This window comes from Sphingobium sp. BHU LFT2 (assembly GCF_018604485.1).
Classification (GTDB): Bacteria; Pseudomonadota; Alphaproteobacteria; order Sphingomonadales; family Sphingomonadaceae; genus Sphingobium; species Sphingobium yanoikuyae_A.
Genome location: NZ_JAFCGW010000012.1, coordinates 67900 through 90262 on the forward strand (window position 1 = coordinate 67900; position 22363 = coordinate 90262).

Genomic DNA, 22363 nt, shown 5'->3' on the forward strand with positions numbered 1-22363 from the left:
TGTTATGCCCCATCTTTTATACGTGGACGTTCAACTTGTTAAGCGCCACGCGCCGCTTGGGCGCAAAGAGGAAATAATCATAGGCCGCGCGGGCGGCCTGGGCCATGATCTGGTCTCGCAAGACATGGCCCCGGCTGTCCTTCATCACGAAGACGGTGATGGCGAAGCGGCGACCATCGGGCAAGCCGATGATGCCGACATCATTACCGACGCCGTTGAGCGACCCGGTCTTGTGCGCGACCGGGGTGCCGGGCGGCAACATGCCCGACAGGCGCAGCTTGCCGGTCTGGCAATGGCCCATGATGGTGAAGAGCAGCTGCGTGCTTTCCGGCTTCAATGCCTTGCCCGATTCATAGGCGACCAGCAGCTGGTTCATCGCCAGCGGCGTCGCCGTGTCGCGCGGATCGAGCATGAAATCCATGTTCGGCAGGTCGCGCACGTCGCGCCGCTGGATCATCGGATCGGCGCGGCGGGCGGCGCCGGCATTCTGCTGGAAGGTGCCGGACTGGGGATTGATACCCATGGCGCGGTAGAGAAGATGCGCGGTATCGCTGTCGACGCGCAGGCCATGGATGCCGAGGCCAGCGACGAAATCGCTGACCGCCTTCGGCCCGCCGGCACGGGCGACCAGCACGTCGGTCGCATTATTGTCGCTGCGCGTCAGCATCAGGTCGAGCAACTGGCTGACCGGCAGGGTCGCGCCGGGGCGCGAGAACATCCAGGCGATGCCGCCCTCGCTCGCCAGCGCGGGATCGAGTGCGAGCCGGTCGTCGAGCCTCAGGCTGCCGGCATCGACCAGCGAGAGGATACGGCCCGCGACCGCAACCTTGTAGGCGCTGGCCATGGGAAAGAGCGTGTCGCCATTGCGCGACTGGACCTCGCCGGTCTGCAGATCCTGCACCGCGACGCCGACCGTGCCGTCCGACAAAGCGGCGAAGCGATCAAATTCGGCCAGGAGATGCGCCTCCGCCGTCAGCAGCACCTGTGGCCGGGGCGGCGGACCGAAGGCATCGGCGCTCGGCAAGGGCGCAAAGAACAGGCCAAGGGCGGCGCAGCTGGCGCCAATTTGACGGAGAGACGGCATGGCCCGTCTGTCGCCCATCATGGGTCGGGTGGCAAGATATTTGATCGGCTTTTCCCGCGGTTGACGCAGGCATGCCGGGGGTTCATCACGCCGGCCATGAACGACACCATCAAGCTGCACGAAAGCTGGCGCGCGCCGCTGCGCGACCAGTTCGCCAGCCCCCATATGCAGGGCCTGAAACAGTTCATCGAAGCGGAAAAGGCGGCCGGCAAGCGCATCTTCCCCAAGGGGAATGAATATTTCCGGGCGCTGGACCTGACGCCGCTGGACCGGGTGAAGGTGGTGGTGCTGGGGCAAGACCCCTATCATGGAGAGGGCCAGGCGCATGGCCTGTGCTTTTCGGTTCAGCCCGGCGTGCGGACGCCGCCATCGCTGGTCAATATCTACAAGGAGCTGGAGAGCGACCTCGGCCTGCCCCGCGCGCGGCACGGCTTCCTGGAGCATTGGGCGCGGCAGGGCGTGCTGCTGCTCAACAGCGTGTTGACGGTCGAGATGGGCCGCGCCGCGTCGCACCAGGGCAAGGGCTGGGAGACGTTCACCGACGCGATCGTCCGGCTGGTGGCGCAGAAGGAGGAGCCGGTCGTGTTCCTGCTGTGGGGCGCCTATGCCCAGCGCAAGGCCGGCTTCGTCGATTCCGGGCGCCATCTGGTGCTGAAGGCCGCCCATCCTTCGCCGCTGTCGGCGCATAACGGCTTTCTGGGATGCCGCCATTTCTCGCAGGCCAACGACTTTCTGGAGGCCAAGGGGCGCGGCGCGATCGACTGGCGCCTGCCGGAGGTGGTAGCATGAGCGGGCCGGCGGTCGCCCTTCTCTACCAGGCGCTGCCGCCGCCGGTGATCGACGGGCTGCGCAAGGATGCCAAGCCCGGCGGCTATTCCGACGGTGGGGCGGATATCGGCTTTGCATTGAAGGGGCTGGGCCGCACGGTGGTAACGCCGGTGCCCGCGCCCGATCCGGCGCAGGCGATGCAATGGGTGTTCCCCGACACGGCGGACGGCATAACAGCCGTGATCGCGGCGGGCGCCGACACGATCTGGGCCAACAGCGTGCTGTTCGAGGGGCATCCGATCGAGGCCGTGATGGGCCAGGTCGCGATCGTCGGCCAGACCCCGGCCGCCACGCAGAAATATGACGACAAGTTCGCCACCAACCGGATGCTGGAACAGGCCGGCTTGCCGGTGGCGCGCGGCTTTGTGCTGGCTGATCGGCCGAGCGAAGGCGTGCATGCGCTGGCCGATGTCGGGCAGGTTCTGAACGATCTGGCCATCCCCTTCCCGCTGATCGTGAAGCCCGTGCGTGGCCGGGGCAGCCAGGGCGTGACGCTGGTGCGCGATGGTGATGCGCTGAACGCCGCGGCCCGCAGCCTGATCGACGAGGGCAAGTTCGGCACGCTGCTGATGGTCGAGGAATTTCTGGACGGCGAGGAAATGACCATCACCGTCCTGCCGCCCACCGCGCCGCGCCCGTCAGGCGAAAGGGGCGACCGCCATTTCGCGCTGCGCCCGGTGCTGCGCTTCGACCAGAAGGACGGTGTCGCCCCCTATAATGGCGATGTCGCGGTGACGCAGAACAGCGTCGCGATCAGCCCGGAACGGATGGAGGAAGCCCCGGTGCTGGCGATGCTGGATGCCTGTGTGAAGGCGGCGGAGCTGGTGGAATCGCGCGCAGTGATCCGCATCGACTGCCGCGCCGATGCCAGCGGCCAGTTCAAGCTGTTCGACCTCAACATGAAACCGAACATGACCGGTGCGGGCCGGCCGGGCCGCGCAGACCAGGATTGCCTGTCGGCGATCGCCGCGCGGGCCGATGGCTGGTCCTATGCCGACATGCTCGACGCGATGCTGGCGACGGCCTGGAAATAACGCACCAGAATCCAGTGCCCAGAATCATTGAGGCCCGGTCCCGCTTGCGCGGGCCGGACCCCTTCCCTCTCCAAACCGGAAAGTGGAAAAATCAGCCGTCGTAATCGCCGCCGATATTCTGGTTGCGCGGCGGAGCCGCTGCGGTCAGGCGCAGGGCCTCCGCCGACTGGGCGATCGAACCGATTTCATCGGGCGTATCGTCGTCGTCAATCTGGACCTTCTGCAGCGACGCAACGACCGAATCATGCAGGTCGGCGGGCAGAATGGTTTCCTCGGCGATTTCGCGCAGGGCGACGACCGGATTCTTGTCGCGGTCACGCTCAAGCGTCAGCTCGGCGCCACCGGAAATTTCACGCGCGCGCTGGGCGGCGAGCAGGACGAGATCGAAACGGTTGGTAACCTTGTCGACGCAATCTTCGACGGTGACGCGGGCCAATCGGGCCTCCTGAAAAATCAATAGGGAATCTTGAACTTGGCGCCTAGCAGTGGCGGCCTGTCGAGTCAATGAAAAGCCCATAAAGCCATGGCGCGCCGCGGCAAAGCGGCGCATGAAGGGGCCATGGCGTCGCGACAACAGGAAGCCCCGACCAGCCCGATCAGCGTCACGCTGAACGGCAACCGACTGACCGTCATCGAAGAAGGCGCGGCGCTGCGCGACGCGCTGGTCAGACTGATCGACGGTGCGCGCACGAGCCTGAAACTCTATTATTATATCTTCGCCGACGATGGCAGCGGCCGGCTGATCTGCGAGCGGCTGGTGGCGGCGCGGGCGCGCGGCGTGGCCGTGACGCTGATGATCGACGGTTTCGGATCGTCCGATACGCCCGACAGCCTGTTCGCCCCGCTGATCGCGGCGGGCGGCCATTTCGGCCGGTTCGGGACGCGCCGGTCGACCCGCTACCTGATCCGCAATCATCAGAAGATCGCCCTGGCCGACGACAAAAGGCTGATGATCGGTGGCTTCAATGTCGAGGATGGCTATTTCGGCATACCCGCCGACGATTGCTGGCGCGACCTGGGGCTGCTGCTGGAAGGGCCGCAGGCCGAGGCGATGGCGCGCTGGTATGGCCAGCTATGGCGCTGGGTCACGAGCAAGGGGCAAAGGTTCCGCACCCTTCGGGCGATGGTGCGGCACTGGCACCCATCGCTGCACCATGATCCGGCCGATCCGTTCCGCTGGCTGATCGGCGGGCCGACCCGGCGGCTGAGCCCCTGGGCACAGGTGGTGAAGCATGACATGGACCGGGCGCAGCGGCTGGACATGGTCGAGGCCTATTTCTCGCCCGGCCGGGGCATGATGAAGCGGATCGCCCGCGCTGCCCGGCGCAAGGGCGCGCGCCTGATCCTGCCGGCCCTGTCGGACAATGGCGCGACGATCGCGGCGGCACGGCTGCTCTATGGTCCGCTGCTGCGACGCGGCGTCGAGATACATGAATATCAGCCCTGCAAGCTGCACATGAAGCTGATCGTGATCGACGATGCGGTCTATATCGGATCGGCCAATTTCGACATGCGCAGCCTGTTCCTGAACCTGGAGCTGATGCTGCGGGTGGAGGATGCCGGCTTTGCCGAGGCGATGCGCGGCTTCATCACCCAGCGGACGGGCGAGAGCCGGCAGATTTCGCTGGAAACCTATCGCGCCAGCCGCACCGGCCTGACGCTGATCAAGCAGTGGATCAGCTATCTGCTGGTCGGCGTGCTGGACTATACCGTCACGCGGCGGCTGAATTTTCGCGATCCCGACGCGGACTGAGCGGAATATCGGGCGCGATGTTGCGGCGCAGGCTGGTGAGCGCCAGCAGCGCCAGCCGCCGATCATCGACCGCGCCGTTCCGGCCGATGGTGGCGAGCGCCGTGTCGATGGCCCGCACCAGCGCCGGGTCGGGGTCGCCCTGCCCCCTGGCGCCAAGCCGATCGAAATGCTGGCGCACCCGCCCCAGCACGACATCGAGCAGCCGATCGTCGCGGGCATGGGCGCGCACCCGGAAGCGGTGGAGATCGTCGAGCGACATGCCCACGCGCGTGTCGCGCAGGATATCGAGCAAGGGCGCGGTGGTGTCGCTGCCCAGTTCGGCAAGCCGCGGCGTCAGCAGGCCGATACGGTCGAGCATGGTGTTGATCCATTTGACCGTGTCAGGCTGCTGCCGCGGATCGGTGCGCAGGGCAAGATCGCGCCAGCCCGCGCGCAATAGGCGCAGTGCGGATTGTTCGGCGCCCACGGTGCGGACCATCTTGAGCGCCCAGACCGCGAGCAAGGCGCCCAGCATCTGGGCGATGGCGGCATTGGCGAAACTGTCGAATTGCCCGGTATAATAGCCATCGAGGCCCATCAGGCCGGGCAGCGAGAGGATCATGCCGATCGCCATCGCCGCCAGCCGCCGCCGCACCATCATCGCACCGACCAGCAGGAAGGCCGGCGCCAGCACCGCGACCAGCACCGGAAAGTCGGACACGCGCGGCAGGATGGCAAAGGCATAGGGCGCGGCCACCAGCACCGCGCAGCAGGTGCCCTGCCACACTTTCCAGGCAGCAGGCGCGGGATCATCCATATTGCTGAACAGGGCGCAGATGATGCTGGCGATGACGACCGCCCCTGCCCCGGCCGGCCAGGCCGACAATATCCAGAGCAGGCAGCCGATCAGCACGGTGAGGCTGGTCGCCAGCGCACCGCGCAGCGCCAAGCCATAATCGCGGTGCAGGACGCGGCGGCGGGCGTTGCGGATCGCTTCCCGCGCGGGCGGTGACAGGGGGATGCGGTCGGCGCCCATCGCCGCCTGCAACTCGCGGCAGATGGCATGGACGGCGACCAGTTCGGCCAGCCGGTCGAGCATGCTCAGTTGCAGCGCCGCATGCCAGGCGAAGGGCAAGCGGCAATCGGGCTCGCAGGCACGGGCGCGGGCGCGCAGCGCTTCAGGCGAGCCCCCCTTCCCGTCCGGCGCGCCCAGCCAGGCGACGACATCGTCCAGCAGGACATGGACGGCCGGCGGCAAAGCATCGGCGCGCTGCAACTGGCGACAGCGATCCTCGACCGCGCTGGCCAGCGGCAGCAGCAGGCAAAGCTGCGTCTCCAGCGCGCGCAGCACCCCGGCCTTCAGCCGCAGCGCGCTGCTTTCGAACGGCAAATGGGTGGCAAGCTGGTGCAGTTCGTGGATGTCGGTCGCCAATTGCCGGCGGTCGCGGGTCACGATCGCATCGCCATGGTCGACCCGCAGGGAATCGCGCGACCAGCGTTCGGCGTCGATCATGATCGCGTCGATCCGCGCCTGGAGGCGAGCCGACACGGTGCGCGGGAAGACGAGGCTGTGGACCAGCGTGGCCGAGGCGATGCCGATGCCGATTTCCTGCGCGCGCAGGCTGGCGGCGGTGAAGATCGTCGCCTGCGCCTCGACCGCCGGGAAGGCGACGATGCCGGCGGTATAGCCCGCCAGCAGGAAGGTATAGGCGCGCGGGGTCCGGTCGAGCAGCGCGACGAAGGTGCAGAGCCCAAGCCACAGCGCCAGCGCGAGCGAGAGAAGTTCGGGGGCATTGCCGAGCAACGGCACCAGCAGGATCGCCACGCCCGCGCCGATGACGGTGCCGAGCAGGCGGAACATCGCCTTCGACGACACCGCGCCAGCGAGCGGCTGGGCAACGATATAGGCGGTGATGATCGCCCAATAGGGCCGCTCCAGCCCGATCCGCAGCGCGATATAATAGGCCAGCATCGCCGCGAGAAAAGCCTTGAGCGTGAACAGCGCGTCATGGCCGCCGTAGCGATCGGCCATCCAGCGCGCTTGAGGCAAGGCAGGCGTCACGCGGCACATCCAGCATCATCGGGCGGGGCCAGGCAGGGCGGCGACGCCGGTCGGGAGAATGAAAGCCGGACGCGTCGGCCCGCCACGCCGGATCGGGCGCGCATTGCTGGAGCTTCAGGCAAACCCTCTATGCGCCTGTCCATGTGGCGAAACAATATGAGCCCAAGGCACAGCCATTGTGCATGATATGCACAACCAAACAGGGCCGGCAGGCATCAATCATCCCCTTGCCGCCGCCCCCGGCTTTCTGCACAGTCGCGCCGCCCAGCCGGGCCAGGGAGACGCATTTCCAAGCGTCGAACAATCAGAACAAGGACATCGCCCCATGCCATCCCGTCGCTTAGTTGCCGCCTTGCCCGCCGCCGCGCTGCTGGCCGCCAGCCTCAGCCCGCTGCACGCCGCTACCGCGGCCGATACGCAGGCCCGCGCCGGCGAGGCCGCCTTCCGCACCCTCTACAAGGAACTGGTGGAGACCGATTCGAGCTGGCCCAATGGCAGCTGCACGCTCGCCGCCGAACAGATTGCGACGCGGCTGAAGGCGGCGGGCTACGCCGATGGCGACCTAAGCGTCGTGGTCGATCCGGCCCATCCCAAGGAAGGCAATCTGACCGCCGTGCTGCGCGGTTCCGATGCCAAGCTGCCCGCGCTGCTGCTGCTCGCCCATATCGACGTGGTCGCGGCCAAGCGCGCCGACTGGACCCGCGATCCCTTCACCCTGATCGAGGAAGGCGGCTACTTCTATGGCCGGGGCACGTCGGACGACAAGGCGATGGCGGCGAGCTTCGCCGACGCCATGATCCGCTTCAAGCAGGAAGGCTACAAGCCCAAGCGCACGATCAAGATGGCGCTGACCTGTGGCGAGGAGACGGAGAAGGCGCTGAACGGCGTCGAATATCTGCTGAAGAACAAGCCCGATGCGATGGCGGCCGGATGGGCGCTCAACGAAGGCGGCGGCGGGTCGCTGGACGAGAATGGCAAGCCGGTCAGCCATGGCGTGCAGGCGGGCGAGAAGGTCTATCAGGACTTCACCTTCACCGCGACCGCGCCGGGCGGCCACAGTTCGCGCCAGGAACCGCATTTCAACGCGATCGGCTGGATGGCGCAGGCGCTGGCCAATGTGAATGCCTATGACTTCCCGGTGAACCTGACCCCGGCGGCCAAGGCCTATTTCGGCGCGTCGGCGCCGCTCTATCCCAAGCTGTCGCAGCCGATGGCGGCGGTCGGCGCGGGCAAGGCGACCGAAGCGGACTATGCCGCGATCTCGGCCGCCAATCCGAGCTGGAACGCTACCCTGCGCACCACCTGCATCCCGACCCTGATCAATGGCGGCCATGCCCCCAATGCCCAGCCCCAGTCGGTGACCGCGAACGTCAATTGCCGCATCATTCCGGGCGAGGATGTCGAGGCGGTGCGCGCGAAGCTGGCGCAGGTCGGCGGCGACGAGAAGGTCAAGGTGACGCTGGCCGATCCGCCGCAGCCCAAATCGTCGGCGCCGCAGCTGACGCCGCAGATCATGGCGCCCATCGAGGCGCTGACCAAGGAGATGTGGCCGGGCGTGCCGGTGATCCCGCGGCTCGCCACCGGGGCGACCGACGGGCGCTTCACCAATGCGGCGGGCATCCCCACCTATGGCGTGTCGGGCATGTTCGCCGACCCCGATGGCCAGGGGGTCCATGGCCTCAATGAGCGCATCCGGGTCAAGTCGCTGCTCGACGGCCGCGCCTTCCTCTATCGCCTGACCAAGGCTTACACACAGTAATGCGAAAAGGGCTGGCCCGGATGACCGGACCAGCCCTTTCTATATTTGGATCAGCGCCGCGCGGATCAGCGGCCGCTGCTGCCCAGCACCCGGACTTCGCCGACCGGATAGCCCTTCTCGGCCATTTCCTTGGCATAGTCGCCACGGGCATCGGCCAGTTCGGTGCGATATTCCTCCCAGGCGTCGCGATTATCCTCCGCATCGCTGGAATGGCGCAGATCCTTGGTCAGTTCCTTGCGCGCCTCGGCCAGGTCGGTCTTGTAATTGAACCAGTAGTTGTTCTCCACGCCGGCGATCGGCGCTTCATAGACAAGCTGGTCCTCGACCGACGCCAGTTGTTCCTCATAGCTCACCGGGCCTTCACCCGGAGCCGGGCCACGCGCCTGGGGCTGGGCCATGGCGGCGATCGGGGTCATGCCGACCATGGCGATGGCGGTCAGAAGCATCGAACGGTTCATGACGTTTCTCCTCTTTCCTCATCGAACCTGCGGCAATAACGCACCGGGACCGGCATTTTGCGCCTGAACGGATGTGCAGAATGGACGAAGCGAGGCGCGGCGGCGGTGGGCCGCAGCGCCCAAAAGGGCCTAATATCGGGCTTTTCCGCCCTGTTTTCAGGTGATTGGGATCAGATCAGCGGATCACCAGATAGAAGGTCGCCGGCGCGCTGCCGCCATTTTCTATCTCGATCGCATAGCGTTCGGTGAACAGCGGCAGCCAGGCGCAATCGGCCTGCGGCGCGGCCACCGGCTTGGCGCACAGCGTGCCGCCATCGGCATTGCGCACCCGGACCGACAGGGATGCGGCGATGCCGGTGGCGCGTGCCACCGAAATCTGCGCGCGCTGGCCGGCAAGGAACAGCTGGCGCAGCGTCACCCGCCCGCCCGCCGCCAGAGACCCGCGGCGATAGGCGGGGCCGAGCGCGCGGCCGCGATAGACTGGCCCGGCATGGACGGCACCGCCGGCCTGCGCCTGCTGCGACCAGAGGGTGGACAGGTCATCCTGCCCCTCGGCCGGGCGCGCGCCGAGCAGCTTGAGAGTGTCGGCCGCCGCCGCGAGTGCGGCTTGATCGCCGCGCGCCTGCGCCAGATCACCCTCCGCCAGGGTGCGCATCAGCGCATCGGTCGGCATCGGCTCCTCGACCACCGCGACCGGGCCGACGCCCAGCATCAGCAGGGGCAGGAAGAGCCTAATCATCCGCCATCTCCGGCTGCACCACGAAGCGGGCGCCGGGCGCGGCATCCTCGACATGGATGGTCAGGCCATGGCGTTCGGCGATCGCACGGGCCAGCGCCAGCCCCAGACCATGGCCGCTGCCGGGCGACGGATCGAGCCGGACATAGCGGTCGAAGACCAGTTCGCGCGCGTCGGCCGGTATGCCCCGGCCATTATCCTGCACGATGATCAGCGGCCCCGGCGCCAGGCTGAGCAGCACGCTGCCGCCGCGCGGCACATATTTGAAGGCATTGTCGAGCAGGTTGGACAAGAGCCGGGTGATCTGCATCGGATCGGCGCGGAAGGATATCCCCGGCGCCACCATCGCGTTGAAGGCGATGCCCAGATCCTCCGCGCTGGCGCCATACAGGTCCGCCAGATTGTCGGCGATCTCGCTGAGATCGACATCGGCGAGACCCCGGCGATCGCCGCGCAATGCCTGGGTGCCGGCAATGTCGAGCAGGGAATCGAGCAGCCGGACGACACTGCGTATCTCGTCGCGCGACCGGCCCAGGGTCCGCAACAGCCCCTCATCCCCGGTCCGTTCCATCGCTTTCAGGATACGCGTGTCGAGATGCATCAGCGGGGTGCGGATCTCGTGCGCGGTCTGATCCGACACGGAGCGCTGGGCCTCCATCAGCCGCTGCACCTGATCCAGCATCGCATTGGTGTTCGCCGCCAGTTCGGCCAGTTCGTCGCTCGCCCCGGTGGCGCGTGCGCGCGCACCGATATCGCCGGCACGCACCGCGTCGAAGACATGGTTGATCCGTTCGACCCGGCGGCGCAGGCGGCGCGCGGCGAAATGGCCGGCGGCAAGGCTGAGCAGGGCGACGATGGCGCCGGCAATGGCAAAGGCGATGGCGAGCCGGGTCTGCAGCGCCCGCGCCCGAACATTGCTGCGCCCGACGATCAGCCGGGTGTCGGGGCCAAGCAGCGTCGCCCGCGCAAACATGCGGTCGCCGCCCGGCAGGCGGATCAGCCGGGCCTCGGACACTTCGGACGCCAGGGCGGGCCAATGGTCGATATTGCCCGCCACCCGGCGCCCGGCCGCATCGGCGAGCAGATAATAGGCCTTTTCGCTGTCCCCGCGCTCCATCGCCAGCCGATCGACGATGCGCGCCCTCAGTTCCGCCTCGCCGCTGCTGACATAGATGTCGGCCAGGCCCGCCAGATCGGTATCGACCTCCCGCCCCAGCATCACGCGCCCGTCGGTCTCGACGATCCGTTCGACCACCAGGAACAACACCAGCGTGGACGCCAGGCTGACCAGCAGGGCCGACAGCGTAACCCGGCCGAAAACCGAGCGCAGCAGGCCGAACCTAGCCATGGGCGGCGATCAGCCGATAGCCGGTGCCCCAGACCGTCTCCAGCACGGCGCTGTCGAACCCTTCCTCCAGCTTGCGGCGCAGGCGACCGACATTGACGTCGACCACATTGGTCTGGGGATCGAAGCTGAGTTTCCACACATGGCGCAGCAGCATCTCGCGCGTGACCACTTCGCCGGCATGTTCCATGAGGTAGCGGAACAGCGCGAATTCCTTGGGCGACAGCGGCACATGGCGGCCGCCGCGATGGGCGGTGCGCGCCTTCACATGGCATTCCAGATCGCCGAACAGCAGCACCGAATCCTGCTGCAACCGGCCGGCCCGGCGCCACAAAGCGCGCACGCGGGCGATCAGTTCGTCCGGCTCGAAGGGCTTGGCCATATAGTCATCGACGCCGCTTTCCAGCCCCTCGACCCGATGCTCGCTGCGGCCGAGCGCGGACAGCATCAGCACCGGCGCCTCGATCCCGGCAACGCGCATGCGCGTCACCACGTCGATACCCGAAAGATGCGGCAGGGTGCGATCGAGGATGATGACATGATAGCGGCCCGATGCCGCGCGTTTGAGCCCTTCGGCGCCATCCTCGGCCAGGTCGACGACCATGCCGGCCCGGACGAGGATTTCGGCAATATTGGCGCGGGCCGCAGGGTCATCTTCCACCAGCAGCACGGAAATCGGGTCGGTTTGCGCCATCTTCACCGCCTGTCAGATAGCGCGAACGGCCGCCAGTGACAAAGCCTGTTAAGGCGGTCACTGGCGGCCGTTAAGAGCCTGTTTGAAAAATCGCGAAAGAGCGATTTTTCGGTACGGTACCAGCCCGCCCCCCCGCCCAACCACCCGATCCAGTGTCATCCTGTCGGGTGGTTGGGCGGGGGAGCGGGCTGGTACCGGCTTTCTCAAACAGCCAGATTATCAGATCATTATCAGATCTTGAGCCCCGCGCGCAGCATCAGCGCACCGATGATCAGCAGATAGACGCCGAAGATCTTCTTCAGCGGCCCGGCGGGCAGGCTATGGGCGGCGGCCACGCCCAGCGGCGCGGTCAGCATCGACATGGATGCGATCGCTATCGTCGCGGGGATGTTGATATAGCCCAGCGACCCCCAGGGCAGGCCGCCTTCGCGGAAGCCGATGATGGCAAAGCCGATGGTGGTCGGGATGGCGATCAGCGTGCCGATGCCCGATGCGGTGGCGATGGCGCGGTGGATGGTGCGGCCACACAGCGTCATCGTCATGATGGCAATGGTGCCGCCGCCGATGCCCAGCAGCGAGGAAAAGGTGCCCAGCCCGCCTGCAATGCCGATGCGCGCCAGCCCCGACGGCATCTGGTCGCTGATCACCTTGCCGTTCAGCACCGGGATCAGGAAGTTGAGCGACATCAGGATAACGCCTGCGCCGAAGATCATCTTGAGCGTGCGGCCATCGACATGGCCCGCCAGCACGACGCCTGCGCCGCAGCCCAATATGATCCAGGGCGCCCATGTCTTGAGGACGTCGAACTCCACCGCCCCGCGCTTGGAATGCGCCAGCAGCGATCGGATGGAGGTCAGGATGATCGTCGCAGCCGACGTGCCGATCGCGACATGGGCGATGCCGTCCTTCGTCCCGCCCAGCAGCGGCAGCACGACCAGCAGCGCCGGCACGACGACGAAGCCACCGCCGATGCCGAAGATGCCGGCGGCAAAGCCGGCGAGCAGGCCGGCGGCCAGCATGGCAACCAGCGGCACGAGCCAGGTCATGATATCACCGGACATCAGCACGCCCCTTTCTGCAGTGCGCGACCGGCGCGCATGATGGAGCGATCGCCTTTTTGGATCAAGGCGGCGAATGTGGGGAAATCGACCATGATGTTAAACCATGCCTCTCTTCGGCGGAACCAGGATGCATGGGGGGCATGTGGTCATGTCCCCCTGCCCGACTAGACGAACGAGATCTTGGAACCCGCAAGAGAATCCATGGCGTTTATTTGACAATCGGGAAACAAAGCCCGGCGACGCGACGTCGCGCCAGACGAAAAACGGGGCAAAATAAAAGGACGCCAGCCCCGCAAGGGAGGGCTGGCGTCCTTTTGCCCGGCGCCTGTCGGGGACGCCGGGAAACAGGGGGCGGCGCGATCAGGCGATCGCGTCTTCCGCCGGGGTGTAGGGCAGGCCCAGATCGTCGGCGACGGCCTTGTAGGTGACCTTGCCGTCCCAGACATTGAGGCCCGCGAGCAGGTGCGGATCGCGGCGCAGCGCATCCTTCCAGCCCAGTTCGGCGATGCGCAGCGCATGCGGCAGGGTCACATTGTTGAGCGCATAGGTGCTGGTACGGGCGACCGCGCCGGGCATGTTGGCGACGCAATAATGGACAATGCCGTCGATGATGTAGGTCGGGTCGGCATGGGTGGTGGCATGGCTGGTTTCGAAGCAGCCGCCCTGGTCGATCGCGACGTCGACCAGCACCGCGCCCTTCTTCATGGTCTTGAGCATGTCGGCGCTGACCAGCTTGGGCGCGGCGGCGCCCGGAATCAGCACTGCGCCGATCACCAGATCCGCCTCGGCCACGCATTCGGCCAGGTTTGCGCGGTTCGAGAAACGGGTCTTGGCGCGCGCCTCGAAATACATGCCCAGCTTTTCGAGCACTTCGGGATTGCGGTCGAGAATGGTGACGTCGGCGCCAAGGCCGGCCGCCATCTGCGCCGCGTTGAAGCCGACGACGCCGCCGCCGATCACGACGACCTTAGCCGGCAGCACGCCCGGCACGCCGCCCAGCAGCACGCCGCGGCCGCCATGCGCCTTTTCCAGCGCGGTCGCGCCGGCCTGGATCGACATGCGGCCGGCCACCTGGCTCATGGGCTTCAGCAGCGGCAGGCCGCCGCTGGCGTCGGTCACGGTTTCATAGGCGATGCAGGTCGCACCTGAGGCGATCAGGTCGCGGGTCTGCTCCGGATCGGGCGCGAGGTGGAGATAGGTGTAGAGGATCTGGCCGGGGCGCAGCATCGCGCGCTCTACGGCCTGGGGCTCCTTCACCTTGACGATCATCTCGGCACGCGCAAACACTTCGGCGGCCGTCGCGATGATGGTGGCGCCGGCCCGCTCATAGAGCGCGTCATGCGCGCCGATGCCCTCACCCGCGCCGGTCTCGACCAGAACCTCATGGCCGTGGGCCGTCAGTTCATGGACGCTCTCGGGGGTCAGGCCGACGCGATATTCGTGATTCTTGATTTCCTTGACGGTGCCGACGATCATGAGACGCTCTCCATTTTGCAGCGGGATGGCCCATCCTGAAAGGACAACGCAGCCCCGCCGGTTGTGGCCCCATCATATCGCCAAGCAGGTGGCGATTGTTCCCTGATTTGCGCTTGCGATCGTCCGCATGCAGGACGATATATCGCGAAATCTTATTTCATCGGGATGACATTGCATGGATCGGTTCGACATCGCGTTGCTGGAGGCGCTGCAGAGCGATTCCCGCCGGTCGATGAATGAACTGGGCGAGCAGATCGGCCTCTCCTCCTCCGCCTGCCATCGTCGCATCCGCGCGCTGGAGGATGCCGGCATGATCGAGGGCTATGCCGCCCGGCTCGATCCGGCGGCGCTCGGCCTGACGCTCCAGGCCTTCGTCGAGATTTCGCTGACCAGCCAGAGCCGCGAGGCGATGGAACGGTTCGAGACGGCGGTCGCGGGCTTCCCGGAAATATTGGAATGCCATCTGATGGCGGGCCAGGCCGACTATCTGCTGCGGGTCGCCGCCGCCGACCTCAAGGGCTTCGACGCGGTCCATCGCGACTGCCTCGCCCGCCTGCCGGGCGTGTCGGCGATCCGCACCAGCTTCGCCATCCGCCGCATCCGCGACTGGCGCGGCTATCGGCTGCGCGATCTTCCTCTTTAAGGCGCCAATCGCACCGGCACCGGCGCATTGCACAGATCGACGCCACCCGCCGGCCGGTCGTAGAAATCATCCTTCCGGTTGGCGCGCAGCCGCAGATAGTCGGCGAAGCTGGCCGAGCCGGTATCCATCACCTGGACATGTGGCTGCTCCGCCTGCGGCAGATCGCTGGCCAGCCGCACCGAGACGATCGGCAGCTTGCGCTCGGCGTCGGTGTAGAAGCCCAGCTCACCACTGCCGCGCGGCAGGCTGGTGAGCGCCGCCATCCCCTCGACGATGCGGCCGACGACGGCGATGTTGCGATCGAGCTGGCGCGGCGCCTGGCCGATCACGGTGTAGAGTTCCGCGCCCGTGCCGGCGTCGGGCGACATGTTGCGACCGACGCCGATCATGCCATAGCAGTGCGGCAGCCAGGCGGCCTCCCCGTCGATCGCCACCGGCCAGCCATCGATGAAGCCGGTCGCCGACGCATAGGGATCGGGATAGGGCAGCGGCGTCAGCTTCGCCTTCACGCCCCCAAGCGGCTGGACATAGTCGGCCGGACTGGTCGGCGCGAGGCCGGCGGGCAGCGGCTTCTTCTCGGTCGCGTCGCCCCATTGGACGACATAATTATCCTGCACCCGGTTGATGCTGGTGCCGTCCCACCAATGGGCGGTGGCGAGCGCGCGGATATTGGCGACATGGCGCGGACCGAATTGCGGCGCCAGCTGGATCAGCACGCGCTTGCCACCCTCGATCGTCATCACCAGCAGATCCTGCGCCGGGACGGCGCGCCAGGCACTGGCCGGCGCCTGCGCCACGACCGCGCTGGGCGTGGCCGGCGGATCGGCCGCATCGGCAGCGGCAAGGGGCAGGATGGCGATGAAGGGCGCAAGCAGCGCGGCACGGCGGCGAAGGGTCATGAGGCGATCAAACAATTGCTGCGCAAGAAAGTAAAGCACCCCTTGCCTAGTGCGTTGTCGCGCGATAGGGAGCCGCCTCCAGTGCGATGGAATATGAACCCGATTCACGCCGCTTACAGCGACGATGGGGTTCCTGCGGAGCGGTGGCCGAGTGGTCGAAGGCGCTCGCCTGGAAAGTGAGTATACGTCAAAAGCGTATCGAGGGTTCGAATCCCTCCCGCTCCGCCATCATCCTGTTATTTCACATCCGTTTCGAATCAGAAAAGCCCAGCTTTTCTGCGGCTTTCAGCGTGCTTCGCATCCACGTTCATCCCTGCCAGTCCACCGGTGACCGATTGGAAATGTGGGAGATTTGGTGGCATGGGAAAACTTTCCGCAACCGCTGTGAAAGCAGCAACATGACCTGGGCGGCTTAGCGATGGCGATGGCCTGTTCCTCTTCATCAAACCCGGCGGTGGGAAAAGCTGGATGTGCCGGGCGCAGAAGGATGGGAATCGAGGCGATTTTGGTTTGGGGAGCGCGTCGAAAGTCTCGCTGGCAACCGCTCGGGAGCGGGCGCGAGAAATCCGAACCTGGGTGGAGCTAGGGCTGGATCCAATCTTCGAGCGGCGCAAGGCACAGGGCATCCCCACATTTCGCCAGGCGGCTGCCAAGGTGATCGCGGCGCACAGCAAGACAGGCGGAACCAGAAGCACGAGAAACAGTGGCTCCAGACGCTCGAGGCTTATGTGTTCCCGCACATCGGCCATGTGCGGGCCAATGAGATTACAGGGACCATGATCCGCAACGCGCTGGCGGATATCAGGCTCGCCAAGCCCGAGACGGCGCGACGGGTCCGGCAACGGATCGGCACTGTTCTCCATTGGACATATGCGTCGGACTATCGCCAGACTGAAGCACCCATGCGCGCGATCACCAAGGGGCTGCCGCGACAACCCAAGCAAGAAGGGCATTTCGCAGCCATGCCTTTACCGGCATGGGCCAGGATGTTTTCCAGCAGATTGGCGACTGGGTGCTTGAGCGATTGCGCATCGCCCCGCACCTCTACCGCCTGCAGGTCCACTGTCAGACCGCGACCATCATCGTCGAAGGCCGGCCGAGCATCTGGTTGAGGATGGTCGATATCCGGTCGAACTCGCTGCCCGTTCAACGACCGGCATCCGGCGGACATAGTCGCCTTCGATGATCCCCTGCGCCGTGCCGCTACTCAACACCATATAGCCCGATCCCCGGACCGTGCGGATCGCATCCCCACGTCCACCCTCGTTCAACTTGGTGCGCAGTCGGCTCATATGGGTTTCGACCAGCCGGGATTCTCCCGCGACATAGGCCTCGCGCCACCAGGGACCGATAGAGATAGCGCCGCCCCTCCACCTCATGGGCGAACGCCCTTGTTAACGAGCCGGGCGAGCAGCGTCTTGACGGTCTGCAAGCTGATCCTCGCAAGGCAGTGGATAGACCTTTTCTGAACCAAAAGGTCTGTCTCCGATCCATCCGTCAAGCCTACGTCCTGATCCTTTCGATGGAGGCCCAGCCATGCAGGATGGGCCGGAATGGTCTGATCCGTCGTGAGCCATATCGTCTGGGCACCGGCGCGCTACCCTGACAGCCTTGACCAGGGAGGCCGCGCTCTTGGAGACCTGCAACGTTCTTCTCGTGAAAGATGGGCCGCAAGATCCGTTCGACGCTATCGGGCAACGACTTGCACTCGACCCCAATGTCACCCTGGCGAGCGAGGCCCCCGTCAGCGTGGAGCAGGCCGTCGTCATGATCTGGGAGCAACCCGAGATCGCTGTAATCCTCATCATCGGGCAGGAATCCGCCATTCCGGCGATCGTGTCGGCCATCCGTGCGGCCCGTAGCGACGTTCACATGCTGGCCGTTTCCATCGAGAGCGGCATCACCAACCTGTCGATGCGCAATCTCAGTTTCGATCAGCTCAGCCGCATCATTCACATGCTCGCCCGCCCCGCGGCTCCCGCGAACGAAGGGCGTGTCCTTCGCTTTCATCTGCGCACCGAACCGAACGATGCCGAAGAAGCGGAAGAGGCCGCGCCGGCCGCCTATCCTCCCGCCCCGCTAGCCGTCGAAGTGGACGGGCGGATCGCGGACCTGATTGATCAGTCGCTCGACTGGGTTGAAGCAGCGACGCGCGTGCTGCTTGATGTCTGGTCGCCCCGGAAGGATGAGGCACCCGGCTTTGTCCCAAGCCTGGAACTGATGGAACGGCTTCTCGAGGGCTTCGTCAGCCTGTTCGGCGAAGCGCCGGAGCGGCCCGAAAAGCTGTTCCGTAAGCTGGTCGCGTCGCTGCGTGCCCCCGAGAACGCTCAAGCGCCGCTCGCTATCCTGTTCCGCAAGATCGATGATGATCAGCAGGCGCTCAAATTCTTGCTGCTCGCAGGCGCGAGCGATTTCGACATTCGCTTCCACCGCCTGTTCGGCACGCTACACGACGATCTCTCGCGGCGTTATCCGTCAGTCGGGCTGGCCTGTGCGATCATCGCTGCGGGCATTCGCAAGACGACGCCTGCGAGCATTCGCGGCGCATTTGCGCTGAACGACCCGCTGCGCCGGCTCGGCATCGTTCCGCGTGCCGGGCCGGCCACGTTGGCGGGCGACATGCCGCTGCGCCTGCCGCCGGCCTTGGCCGACTGGCTAGTAACCGGCGATTCCGATGCCCTGCTGGGCGCTGAGATCCGGTGGCTGTATCGGCTCGCGCCGGAAGACGCCGCTGCTTTGCTCTCTGCCGACCGCAAACGGCGGATCCGTGCGGCCGTGCGCCATGCGCTGATCGGCCGCGATCCGGTATCCGCGATTTTCCTGACCGGATCGTCGCCCGGCTGGACAGTGGCCGAAGCGGCCGCCATCGCCGATAAGCCACTCGTCCTGGCGCCGCCCCCGCGCCCGTTCGCGCCCGAAATGCTCGCAGAGACTCTTGCCGAACTCGCCAGCGCCGCGCGACTGGCGGGATGGACCTTGATCTTCGATCTGGGCGGAAAAAGTCCGGAAAGCGATGCGTTGTGGAGCGCGTTGAATGCTGCCTGGCCGCAGTTCGCGCAGCCGCCCTATCTCATCGCCGCCAATGCGACCGAGCGGCTTGCGGGCATGGCCGAATCCCACATCGTCTCCGCGGACCTCCCTGTGGTGACGCGTCATGATCGGCAGGAAGTCATCGCCAACGCCTTGTCGAGTCACAATGTCGAAGACGACGCGCTGGCCGAACATATTGCTGACGCCTTCCCCATTGCACTCGATCGCATTCCCCAGGCGATTGCGCTCGCGCTGACGCTGGCGGCTGCCAATGGCCGGCCCAGCAGACCGGGGGCGGATGACTGGCTCGGCGGCTTCCGCCGCATGGCGGGCGCGCGCCTGCCCAGCCTCGCCCGCCGCGTCGAGCCTGCGCCCCGCGTCGCGGGCGCGCCGCCGGCAATCGAGGCGGTCGTCCTGCCCGCCATCCAGCGCGGCCAGCTTCGCGAACTGGTCAGCCATGTTCGCCACACGCGCGAAGTGCTGGAGGACTGGGGTTTCGCCGATCTCACCGACGGGCGCGGCGTCGCGGCGCTGTTTTCCGGCGAAAGCGGCACCGGCAAGACCACCGCCGCCCACGCCGTCGCGACCGAACTCGGCGCCGACCTCTACGTCATCGAACTGGCTCAGGTGGTCAGTAAATATATCGGCGAGACGGAGAAGAATCTCGACCTCATCTTCGGCGATGCGCAGGACGCCGGCGCCGTGCTGCTGTTCGACGAGGCCGACGCCCTGTTCGGCAAGCGCAGCAGCATCACCGACGCGCACGACCGCTACGCCAATATCGAGGTCGCCTATCTCCTCCAGCGCATTCAACGCTTCACAGGCCTCGCCATCCTCACCAGCAACCATGCGGAATCGATCGACGCCGCCTTCACCCGTCGCCTGCGTTTCAAGGTGGAGTTTCCGCGGCCCTCGGCCGGCGACCGGCTGCTGATCTGGGAACAGTCGATCCCCGTTCCCCTGCGCGCCAAGCCGCTCGCCCTGCGCCCACTCGCCCTCGCCCTCGACGTCACCGGCGGCGTCATTCGTCAGATGGCGCTGCACGCCGCCATGCTCGCCGCCGAGGCGGATCGACTGATCCTGATGGAGGACGTGCTGGCCGGCGCGCGCAGCCAGTTCGTGCGGCTCGGCCGCTTCGCCGATCTCGCCCGCGTCGACGCCATAGAGGCGGCGTATGGCAGGGAGGCGGCGTGATGGCGCTCGACCTCGTCACCGCAGCGATCATCGACATGCTGCGGCTGTCGCTCGCCAATCAGCCTGGCGTGCCGCCCAGCGCCTATAAGATCAGCCTCGCCTCACCCAATGAAGGCGCGGCGGACGCCGACCTCGTGCTGTTCCTCTACCTGGTGACGCCCGCCGCCGACCTGCGCAACGCGCAGCGCATCCGCCCTTGGCCCACAGCCAATGACAGCCCGGTGCTGCTGGAACCCGCCGTTCCGCTGGAGTTGCACTATCTGCTCACCGTCGGCGCCGGCGCGCCGGCGGGCGCGGACGGGCTCGGCCGTCTGGCCGACGCGGTGCGCGCGATCGAGACGGGATCGCCCCTCGCCGTGCCCCTCGCCTTTCAGGAGGCAGTGTGGCTGTCGCTCCTCTCGCTTAATTCGGACGAGATGGCGCGCATCTGGGGCCTGTTCCCCAATGAAAATTGCCGCTCCTCCATCGCCTTTCGCGCCAGCCCGGTCTGGATTGACCCGCGCGCGCCGGCCCCGTCCGCCGCGCCGGTCACGGACGGCGACATGCGCCACGCCTGGATGGAAAGCGCATGACCGCGCTCTTCCCCCTCGCGCATGCGGACCGCGTCAAGCGGCGCGTGCTGCTCGCGCTGGAACTGGTCGATCCCGTCACCGGCCAGTTGGCCGGCGAGCAGATGACGGTCACGGCGCCGGGCTTCCGGCCGCCCACCATCACGAAACTCGGCCAGTTCGTCTGGATCGATCCGGAGCCACCCGCCAACCGGACCGTGACGATAGAGGCGGTTGCGACGCGCGGCCAGTTCGCCCCCTATAGCGCCACCGTCGCGGTGCCGATGCGCGCGCCGCAGACTCCCGTCCTCGTCCAGCGCGCCACGCTGACGCCCACCGGCCTTTACGAGCCGCCGGCCGGCCGGCTCGGCGTGGCGGGCATGCTGGTGGAGGATGCGGCCGTCGATCCGCCCGTCCCCGTCGCCGACGCCAAGGTGAAGATCATGCTCCAGTCCGCCAGCGACGCCGGCCCGCTCGACGGCGCCTATACCGGCGTCACCGACGTCCGCGGCGGCTTCGTCGCGATGGTCGGATCGCTGGGCGACGACGCGCCGATGCCGCGCGTCCCCACGACCGCCGACCCTCGCGTCGCGGACGGCGCGATCATCGGCTGGATCAGCGTGGAGCGCGCCGGCGCGCCCCGCTTTTCGGCCCTACTGCCGATGCGCCGCAACCAACTGTTTCGTGCCCCCGCCCCGTTCGGCTGGGCCGCCCTTTCCGCCACCGAGCCAACCCTGCCTCCGGCACCGTGAGGCGATGAGGAGAATTCGCATGACCGGCGACACTGACACCATCGGCTCCGCAACGACCGCCCTCCCCGCGGGCGGCGATCAGACCGTTACGCCCCCCGGAGCGGCCGGGGGAGGCGCTGCTGCGGCGCCCGCCCCTCCGCCTCCGCTTGATTATGTCCGCGACATCGCGATCAGCCGCGCGCTCGCGGACCTGATGAAGCCCATCGAAACGGCGGCGACGGACCTGTTCGCGCTGGAGAAGCAGGCCGCCCGCGACGCCATCGTCGAATCCTATCGGGCGGCGTTTGCGACCGACGGCGCGCTGCGCGTCAAGATGAAGCAGGCGGACAAGGAGTTCGACCGCGCGGCGGCCGACATGCTGGTCGCGCTCGACAACTGGACGCCGCTGATCGGCGATGTGACCAAACCACTCGGCAAGCTGCTCAAGGCCCGCGCCGCGCTGGCGACGAAAATGGCCACCTTCGTCGGTGCGAAGGAAAAGGCGCGCACCGACGCGCAGCAGGCGACCAAGGACTGGGCCGCGCGCCACGCCGACTGGTCCGCGCCCGAAGCCGCGATCGGCAAGATCGTCGACGGCTATCTGCCGCAGATCAACACGCTCAGCGCCGCGATCAACACCGCGGACACTACGGACGCCCCGATCCTGAGCTTCTGGCTGGAGGTCGCGCCCAGACATCTTCAGATCAGCGACGGAACCCTGAGCGCCAACGCCAAATCGGCGCTCAACAAGGTGACGGGCGCCCTCAAGACCGCCGGCTATGATGATCTCGCCGACTGGCTCGACCCCGCCAAGAGCCAGGCCAATGGCGCGGTCCATCTGATCGACCCGGACGCGCTCGACCAGAAGCGCAAGGACGTCTTCGCCGGCTGGAAGGCCGCCGCCGAGACGCAGGCCGCCGCCGAATATGACTTCAAGCTCGACCCCGACGACCTCGCGACGCTCAAGGCCGCATGGGACAAGCTGAAAGGCGACGTCTGGATCAAGGACGCCAAGGCGTCGCTCACTCCCGCATCCTGAGATTGAACGG

22 protein-coding genes and 1 tRNA gene are annotated in these 22363 nt (G+C 66.7%); 12 read left to right on the top strand and 11 right to left on the bottom strand.

Going from position 1 to position 22363, the window contains the following annotated elements; all coding sequences use genetic code 11:
* Positions 1-16: 16 nt before the first annotated feature.
* On the bottom strand, positions 17-1084 hold the full coding sequence (locus tag JQK15_RS19475) for a serine hydrolase (protein ID WP_251007879.1): 1068 nt from the start codon (positions 1082-1084) through the stop codon (positions 17-19).
* Positions 1085-1180: 96 nt separating this feature from the next.
* Here JQK15_RS19475 and ung point away from each other — a divergent pair, with 96 nt between their 5' ends.
* Together ung and JQK15_RS19485 are read left to right on the top strand one after the other, a co-directional pair.
* Positions 1181-1873, top strand: coding sequence for a uracil-DNA glycosylase (gene ung, locus JQK15_RS19480; protein ID WP_214867030.1), 693 nt, complete (start codon positions 1181-1183; stop codon positions 1871-1873).
* Positions 1870-2946, top strand: a complete 1077-nt coding sequence (locus JQK15_RS19485; protein ID WP_214867032.1) for a D-alanine--D-alanine ligase family protein — start codon at positions 1870-1872, stop codon at positions 2944-2946. The genes ung and JQK15_RS19485 overlap by 4 nt, the downstream gene beginning before the upstream one ends.
* Positions 2947-3037: 91 nt before the next feature.
* Here the strand turns inward: JQK15_RS19485 and rpoZ are convergent, their stop codons facing one another.
* A complete protein-coding gene (gene rpoZ, locus JQK15_RS19490; protein WP_004208279.1) occupies positions 3038-3382 on the bottom strand; it encodes a DNA-directed RNA polymerase subunit omega in 345 nt (114 codons plus the stop codon).
* 87 nt (positions 3383-3469) lie between these two features.
* Between rpoZ and JQK15_RS19495 the strand changes: the two genes are divergently transcribed.
* Complete coding sequence (locus tag JQK15_RS19495) at positions 3470-4699, top strand: phospholipase D-like domain-containing protein (RefSeq protein WP_214867034.1); 1230 nt, start codon at positions 3470-3472, stop codon at positions 4697-4699.
* On the opposite strand, the gene JQK15_RS19500 is transcribed toward JQK15_RS19495, so the two are convergent.
* The gene (locus JQK15_RS19500) at positions 4659-6710 is read right to left on the bottom strand and encodes an FUSC family protein (protein WP_214867036.1); all 2052 of its coding nucleotides are present in this window, start codon (positions 6708-6710) and stop codon (positions 4659-4661) included. The two genes, JQK15_RS19495 and JQK15_RS19500, sit on opposite strands and share 41 nt — an antisense overlap.
* Before the next feature lie 355 nt (positions 6711-7065).
* Between JQK15_RS19500 and JQK15_RS19505 the strand changes: the two genes are divergently transcribed.
* Positions 7066-8499: a M20/M25/M40 family metallo-hydrolase gene (locus JQK15_RS19505; RefSeq protein WP_010338311.1), complete on the top strand. Its 1434-nt coding sequence runs from the start codon at positions 7066-7068 to the stop codon at positions 8497-8499.
* Positions 8500-8564: 65 nt separating this feature from the next.
* On the opposite strand, the gene JQK15_RS19510 is transcribed toward JQK15_RS19505, so the two are convergent.
* From JQK15_RS19510 to ald, 6 genes are all read right to left on the bottom strand, one after another.
* Positions 8565-8957 (bottom strand): hypothetical protein, encoded by a 393-nt coding sequence (locus JQK15_RS19510; protein WP_214867038.1) that lies wholly within the window; start codon positions 8955-8957, stop codon positions 8565-8567.
* Positions 8958-9132: 175 nt separating this feature from the next.
* The gene (locus JQK15_RS19515) at positions 9133-9696 is read right to left on the bottom strand and encodes a hypothetical protein (RefSeq protein WP_097384343.1); all 564 of its coding nucleotides are present in this window, start codon (positions 9694-9696) and stop codon (positions 9133-9135) included.
* Positions 9689-11041 carry a sensor histidine kinase gene (locus JQK15_RS19520; RefSeq protein WP_214867040.1) on the bottom strand — a complete coding sequence of 451 codons (1353 nt, stop codon included), beginning with the start codon at positions 11039-11041 and terminating at the stop codon, positions 9689-9691. Before JQK15_RS19520 ends, JQK15_RS19515 begins: the two co-directional genes overlap by 8 nt.
* Positions 11034-11732 (bottom strand): response regulator transcription factor, encoded by a 699-nt coding sequence (locus tag JQK15_RS19525; RefSeq protein ID WP_004208287.1) that lies wholly within the window; start codon positions 11730-11732, stop codon positions 11034-11036. The genes JQK15_RS19520 and JQK15_RS19525 overlap by 8 nt, the downstream gene beginning before the upstream one ends.
* Before the next feature lie 230 nt (positions 11733-11962).
* Positions 11963-12793, bottom strand: a complete 831-nt coding sequence (locus JQK15_RS19530; RefSeq protein WP_004208288.1) for a sulfite exporter TauE/SafE family protein — start codon at positions 12791-12793, stop codon at positions 11963-11965.
* A gap of 360 nt (positions 12794-13153) precedes the next feature.
* Positions 13154-14269 carry an alanine dehydrogenase gene (gene ald / locus JQK15_RS19535; protein WP_017498976.1) on the bottom strand — a complete coding sequence of 372 codons (1116 nt, stop codon included), beginning with the start codon at positions 14267-14269 and terminating at the stop codon, positions 13154-13156.
* Positions 14270-14444: 175 nt separating this feature from the next.
* Here ald and JQK15_RS19540 point away from each other — a divergent pair, with 175 nt between their 5' ends.
* The gene (locus tag JQK15_RS19540; protein WP_069338080.1) at positions 14445-14912 is read left to right on the top strand and encodes an Lrp/AsnC family transcriptional regulator; all 468 of its coding nucleotides are present in this window, start codon (positions 14445-14447) and stop codon (positions 14910-14912) included.
* Here the strand turns inward: JQK15_RS19540 and JQK15_RS19545 are convergent.
* Positions 14909-15811 carry a peptidylprolyl isomerase gene (locus tag JQK15_RS19545; protein ID WP_214867042.1) on the bottom strand — a complete coding sequence of 301 codons (903 nt, stop codon included), beginning with the start codon at positions 15809-15811 and terminating at the stop codon, positions 14909-14911. The genes JQK15_RS19540 and JQK15_RS19545 overlap by 4 nt on opposite strands.
* Positions 15812-15948: 137 nt before the next feature.
* Here JQK15_RS19545 and JQK15_RS19550 point away from each other — a divergent pair.
* From JQK15_RS19550 to JQK15_RS27690, 3 genes are all read left to right on the top strand, one after another.
* Positions 15949-16039: transfer RNA gene (locus tag JQK15_RS19550), tRNA-Ser, on the top strand.
* Between the two features lie 240 nt (positions 16040-16279).
* Positions 16280-16591, top strand: a complete 312-nt coding sequence (locus JQK15_RS26965; protein ID WP_251007880.1) for an Arm DNA-binding domain-containing protein — start codon at positions 16280-16282, stop codon at positions 16589-16591.
* On the top strand, positions 16540-16923 hold the full coding sequence (locus JQK15_RS27690) for a phage integrase central domain-containing protein (protein ID WP_502956842.1): 384 nt from the start codon (positions 16540-16542) through the stop codon (positions 16921-16923). Before JQK15_RS26965 ends, JQK15_RS27690 begins: the two co-directional genes overlap by 52 nt.
* On the opposite strand, the gene JQK15_RS27515 is transcribed toward JQK15_RS27690, so the two are convergent.
* On the bottom strand, positions 16891-17190 hold the full coding sequence (locus JQK15_RS27515; protein ID WP_081260945.1) for a winged helix-turn-helix domain-containing protein: 300 nt from the start codon (positions 17188-17190) through the stop codon (positions 16891-16893). The genes JQK15_RS27690 and JQK15_RS27515 overlap by 33 nt on opposite strands.
* A 253-nt stretch (positions 17191-17443) precedes the next feature.
* On the opposite strand from JQK15_RS27515, the gene JQK15_RS19565 reads away from it, so the two are divergent.
* The 4 genes from JQK15_RS19565 to JQK15_RS19580 are packed head-to-tail and all read left to right on the top strand — an operon-like array spanning position 17444 to position 22353.
* Positions 17444-20035 carry an AAA family ATPase gene (locus JQK15_RS19565; RefSeq protein WP_214867045.1) on the top strand — a complete coding sequence of 864 codons (2592 nt, stop codon included), beginning with the start codon at positions 17444-17446 and terminating at the stop codon, positions 20033-20035.
* Complete coding sequence (locus JQK15_RS19570) at positions 20035-20607, top strand: Pvc16 family protein (RefSeq protein ID WP_214867047.1); 573 nt, start codon at positions 20035-20037, stop codon at positions 20605-20607. Before JQK15_RS19565 ends, JQK15_RS19570 begins: the two co-directional genes overlap by 1 nt.
* Positions 20604-21335 (top strand): hypothetical protein, encoded by a 732-nt coding sequence (locus JQK15_RS19575; protein WP_214867049.1) that lies wholly within the window; start codon positions 20604-20606, stop codon positions 21333-21335. The genes JQK15_RS19570 and JQK15_RS19575 overlap by 4 nt, the downstream gene beginning before the upstream one ends.
* A gap of 19 nt (positions 21336-21354) precedes the next feature.
* On the top strand, positions 21355-22353 hold the full coding sequence (locus JQK15_RS19580) for a hypothetical protein (protein ID WP_214867051.1): 999 nt from the start codon (positions 21355-21357) through the stop codon (positions 22351-22353).
* The last annotated feature ends 10 nt before the right edge of the window (positions 22354-22363 follow it).

What these genes read in the sequence shown, in the direction of transcription:
- JQK15_RS19475 (WP_251007879.1), bottom strand. Translation starts at nt 1,084, where the DNA reads ATGCCGTCTCTCCGTCAAATTGGCGCCAGCTGCGCCGCCCTTGGCCTG.
- ung (WP_214867030.1), top strand. Translation starts at nt 1,181, where the DNA reads ATGAACGACACCATCAAGCTGCACGAAAGCTGGCGCGCGCCGCTGCGC.
- JQK15_RS19485 (WP_214867032.1), top strand. Translation starts at nt 1,870, where the DNA reads ATGAGCGGGCCGGCGGTCGCCCTTCTCTACCAGGCGCTGCCGCCGCCG.
- JQK15_RS19495 (WP_214867034.1), top strand. Translation starts at nt 3,470, where the DNA reads ATGGCGCGCCGCGGCAAAGCGGCGCATGAAGGGGCCATGGCGTCGCGA.
- JQK15_RS19500 (WP_214867036.1), bottom strand. Translation starts at nt 6,710, where the DNA reads ATGGCCGATCGCTACGGCGGCCATGACGCGCTGTTCACGCTCAAGGCT.
- JQK15_RS19505 (WP_010338311.1), top strand. Translation starts at nt 7,066, where the DNA reads ATGCCATCCCGTCGCTTAGTTGCCGCCTTGCCCGCCGCCGCGCTGCTG.
- JQK15_RS19510 (WP_214867038.1), bottom strand. Translation starts at nt 8,957, where the DNA reads ATGAACCGTTCGATGCTTCTGACCGCCATCGCCATGGTCGGCATGACC.
- JQK15_RS19515 (WP_097384343.1), bottom strand. Translation starts at nt 9,696, where the DNA reads ATGATTAGGCTCTTCCTGCCCCTGCTGATGCTGGGCGTCGGCCCGGTC.
- JQK15_RS19520 (WP_214867040.1), bottom strand. Translation starts at nt 11,041, where the DNA reads ATGGCTAGGTTCGGCCTGCTGCGCTCGGTTTTCGGCCGGGTTACGCTG.
- JQK15_RS19525 (WP_004208287.1), bottom strand. Translation starts at nt 11,732, where the DNA reads ATGGCGCAAACCGACCCGATTTCCGTGCTGCTGGTGGAAGATGACCCT.
- JQK15_RS19530 (WP_004208288.1), bottom strand. Translation starts at nt 12,793, where the DNA reads ATGTCCGGTGATATCATGACCTGGCTCGTGCCGCTGGTTGCCATGCTG.
- ald (WP_017498976.1), bottom strand. Translation starts at nt 14,269, where the DNA reads ATGATCGTCGGCACCGTCAAGGAAATCAAGAATCACGAATATCGCGTC.
- JQK15_RS19540 (WP_069338080.1), top strand. Translation starts at nt 14,445, where the DNA reads ATGGATCGGTTCGACATCGCGTTGCTGGAGGCGCTGCAGAGCGATTCC.
- JQK15_RS19545 (WP_214867042.1), bottom strand. Translation starts at nt 15,811, where the DNA reads ATGACCCTTCGCCGCCGTGCCGCGCTGCTTGCGCCCTTCATCGCCATC.
- JQK15_RS26965 (WP_251007880.1), top strand. Translation starts at nt 16,280, where the DNA reads ATGTGCCGGGCGCAGAAGGATGGGAATCGAGGCGATTTTGGTTTGGGG.
- JQK15_RS27515 (WP_081260945.1), bottom strand. Translation starts at nt 17,190, where the DNA reads ATGAGGTGGAGGGGCGGCGCTATCTCTATCGGTCCCTGGTGGCGCGAG.
- JQK15_RS19570 (WP_214867047.1), top strand. Translation starts at nt 20,035, where the DNA reads ATGGCGCTCGACCTCGTCACCGCAGCGATCATCGACATGCTGCGGCTG.
- JQK15_RS19575 (WP_214867049.1), top strand. Translation starts at nt 20,604, where the DNA reads ATGACCGCGCTCTTCCCCCTCGCGCATGCGGACCGCGTCAAGCGGCGC.
- JQK15_RS19580 (WP_214867051.1), top strand. Translation starts at nt 21,355, where the DNA reads ATGACCGGCGACACTGACACCATCGGCTCCGCAACGACCGCCCTCCCC.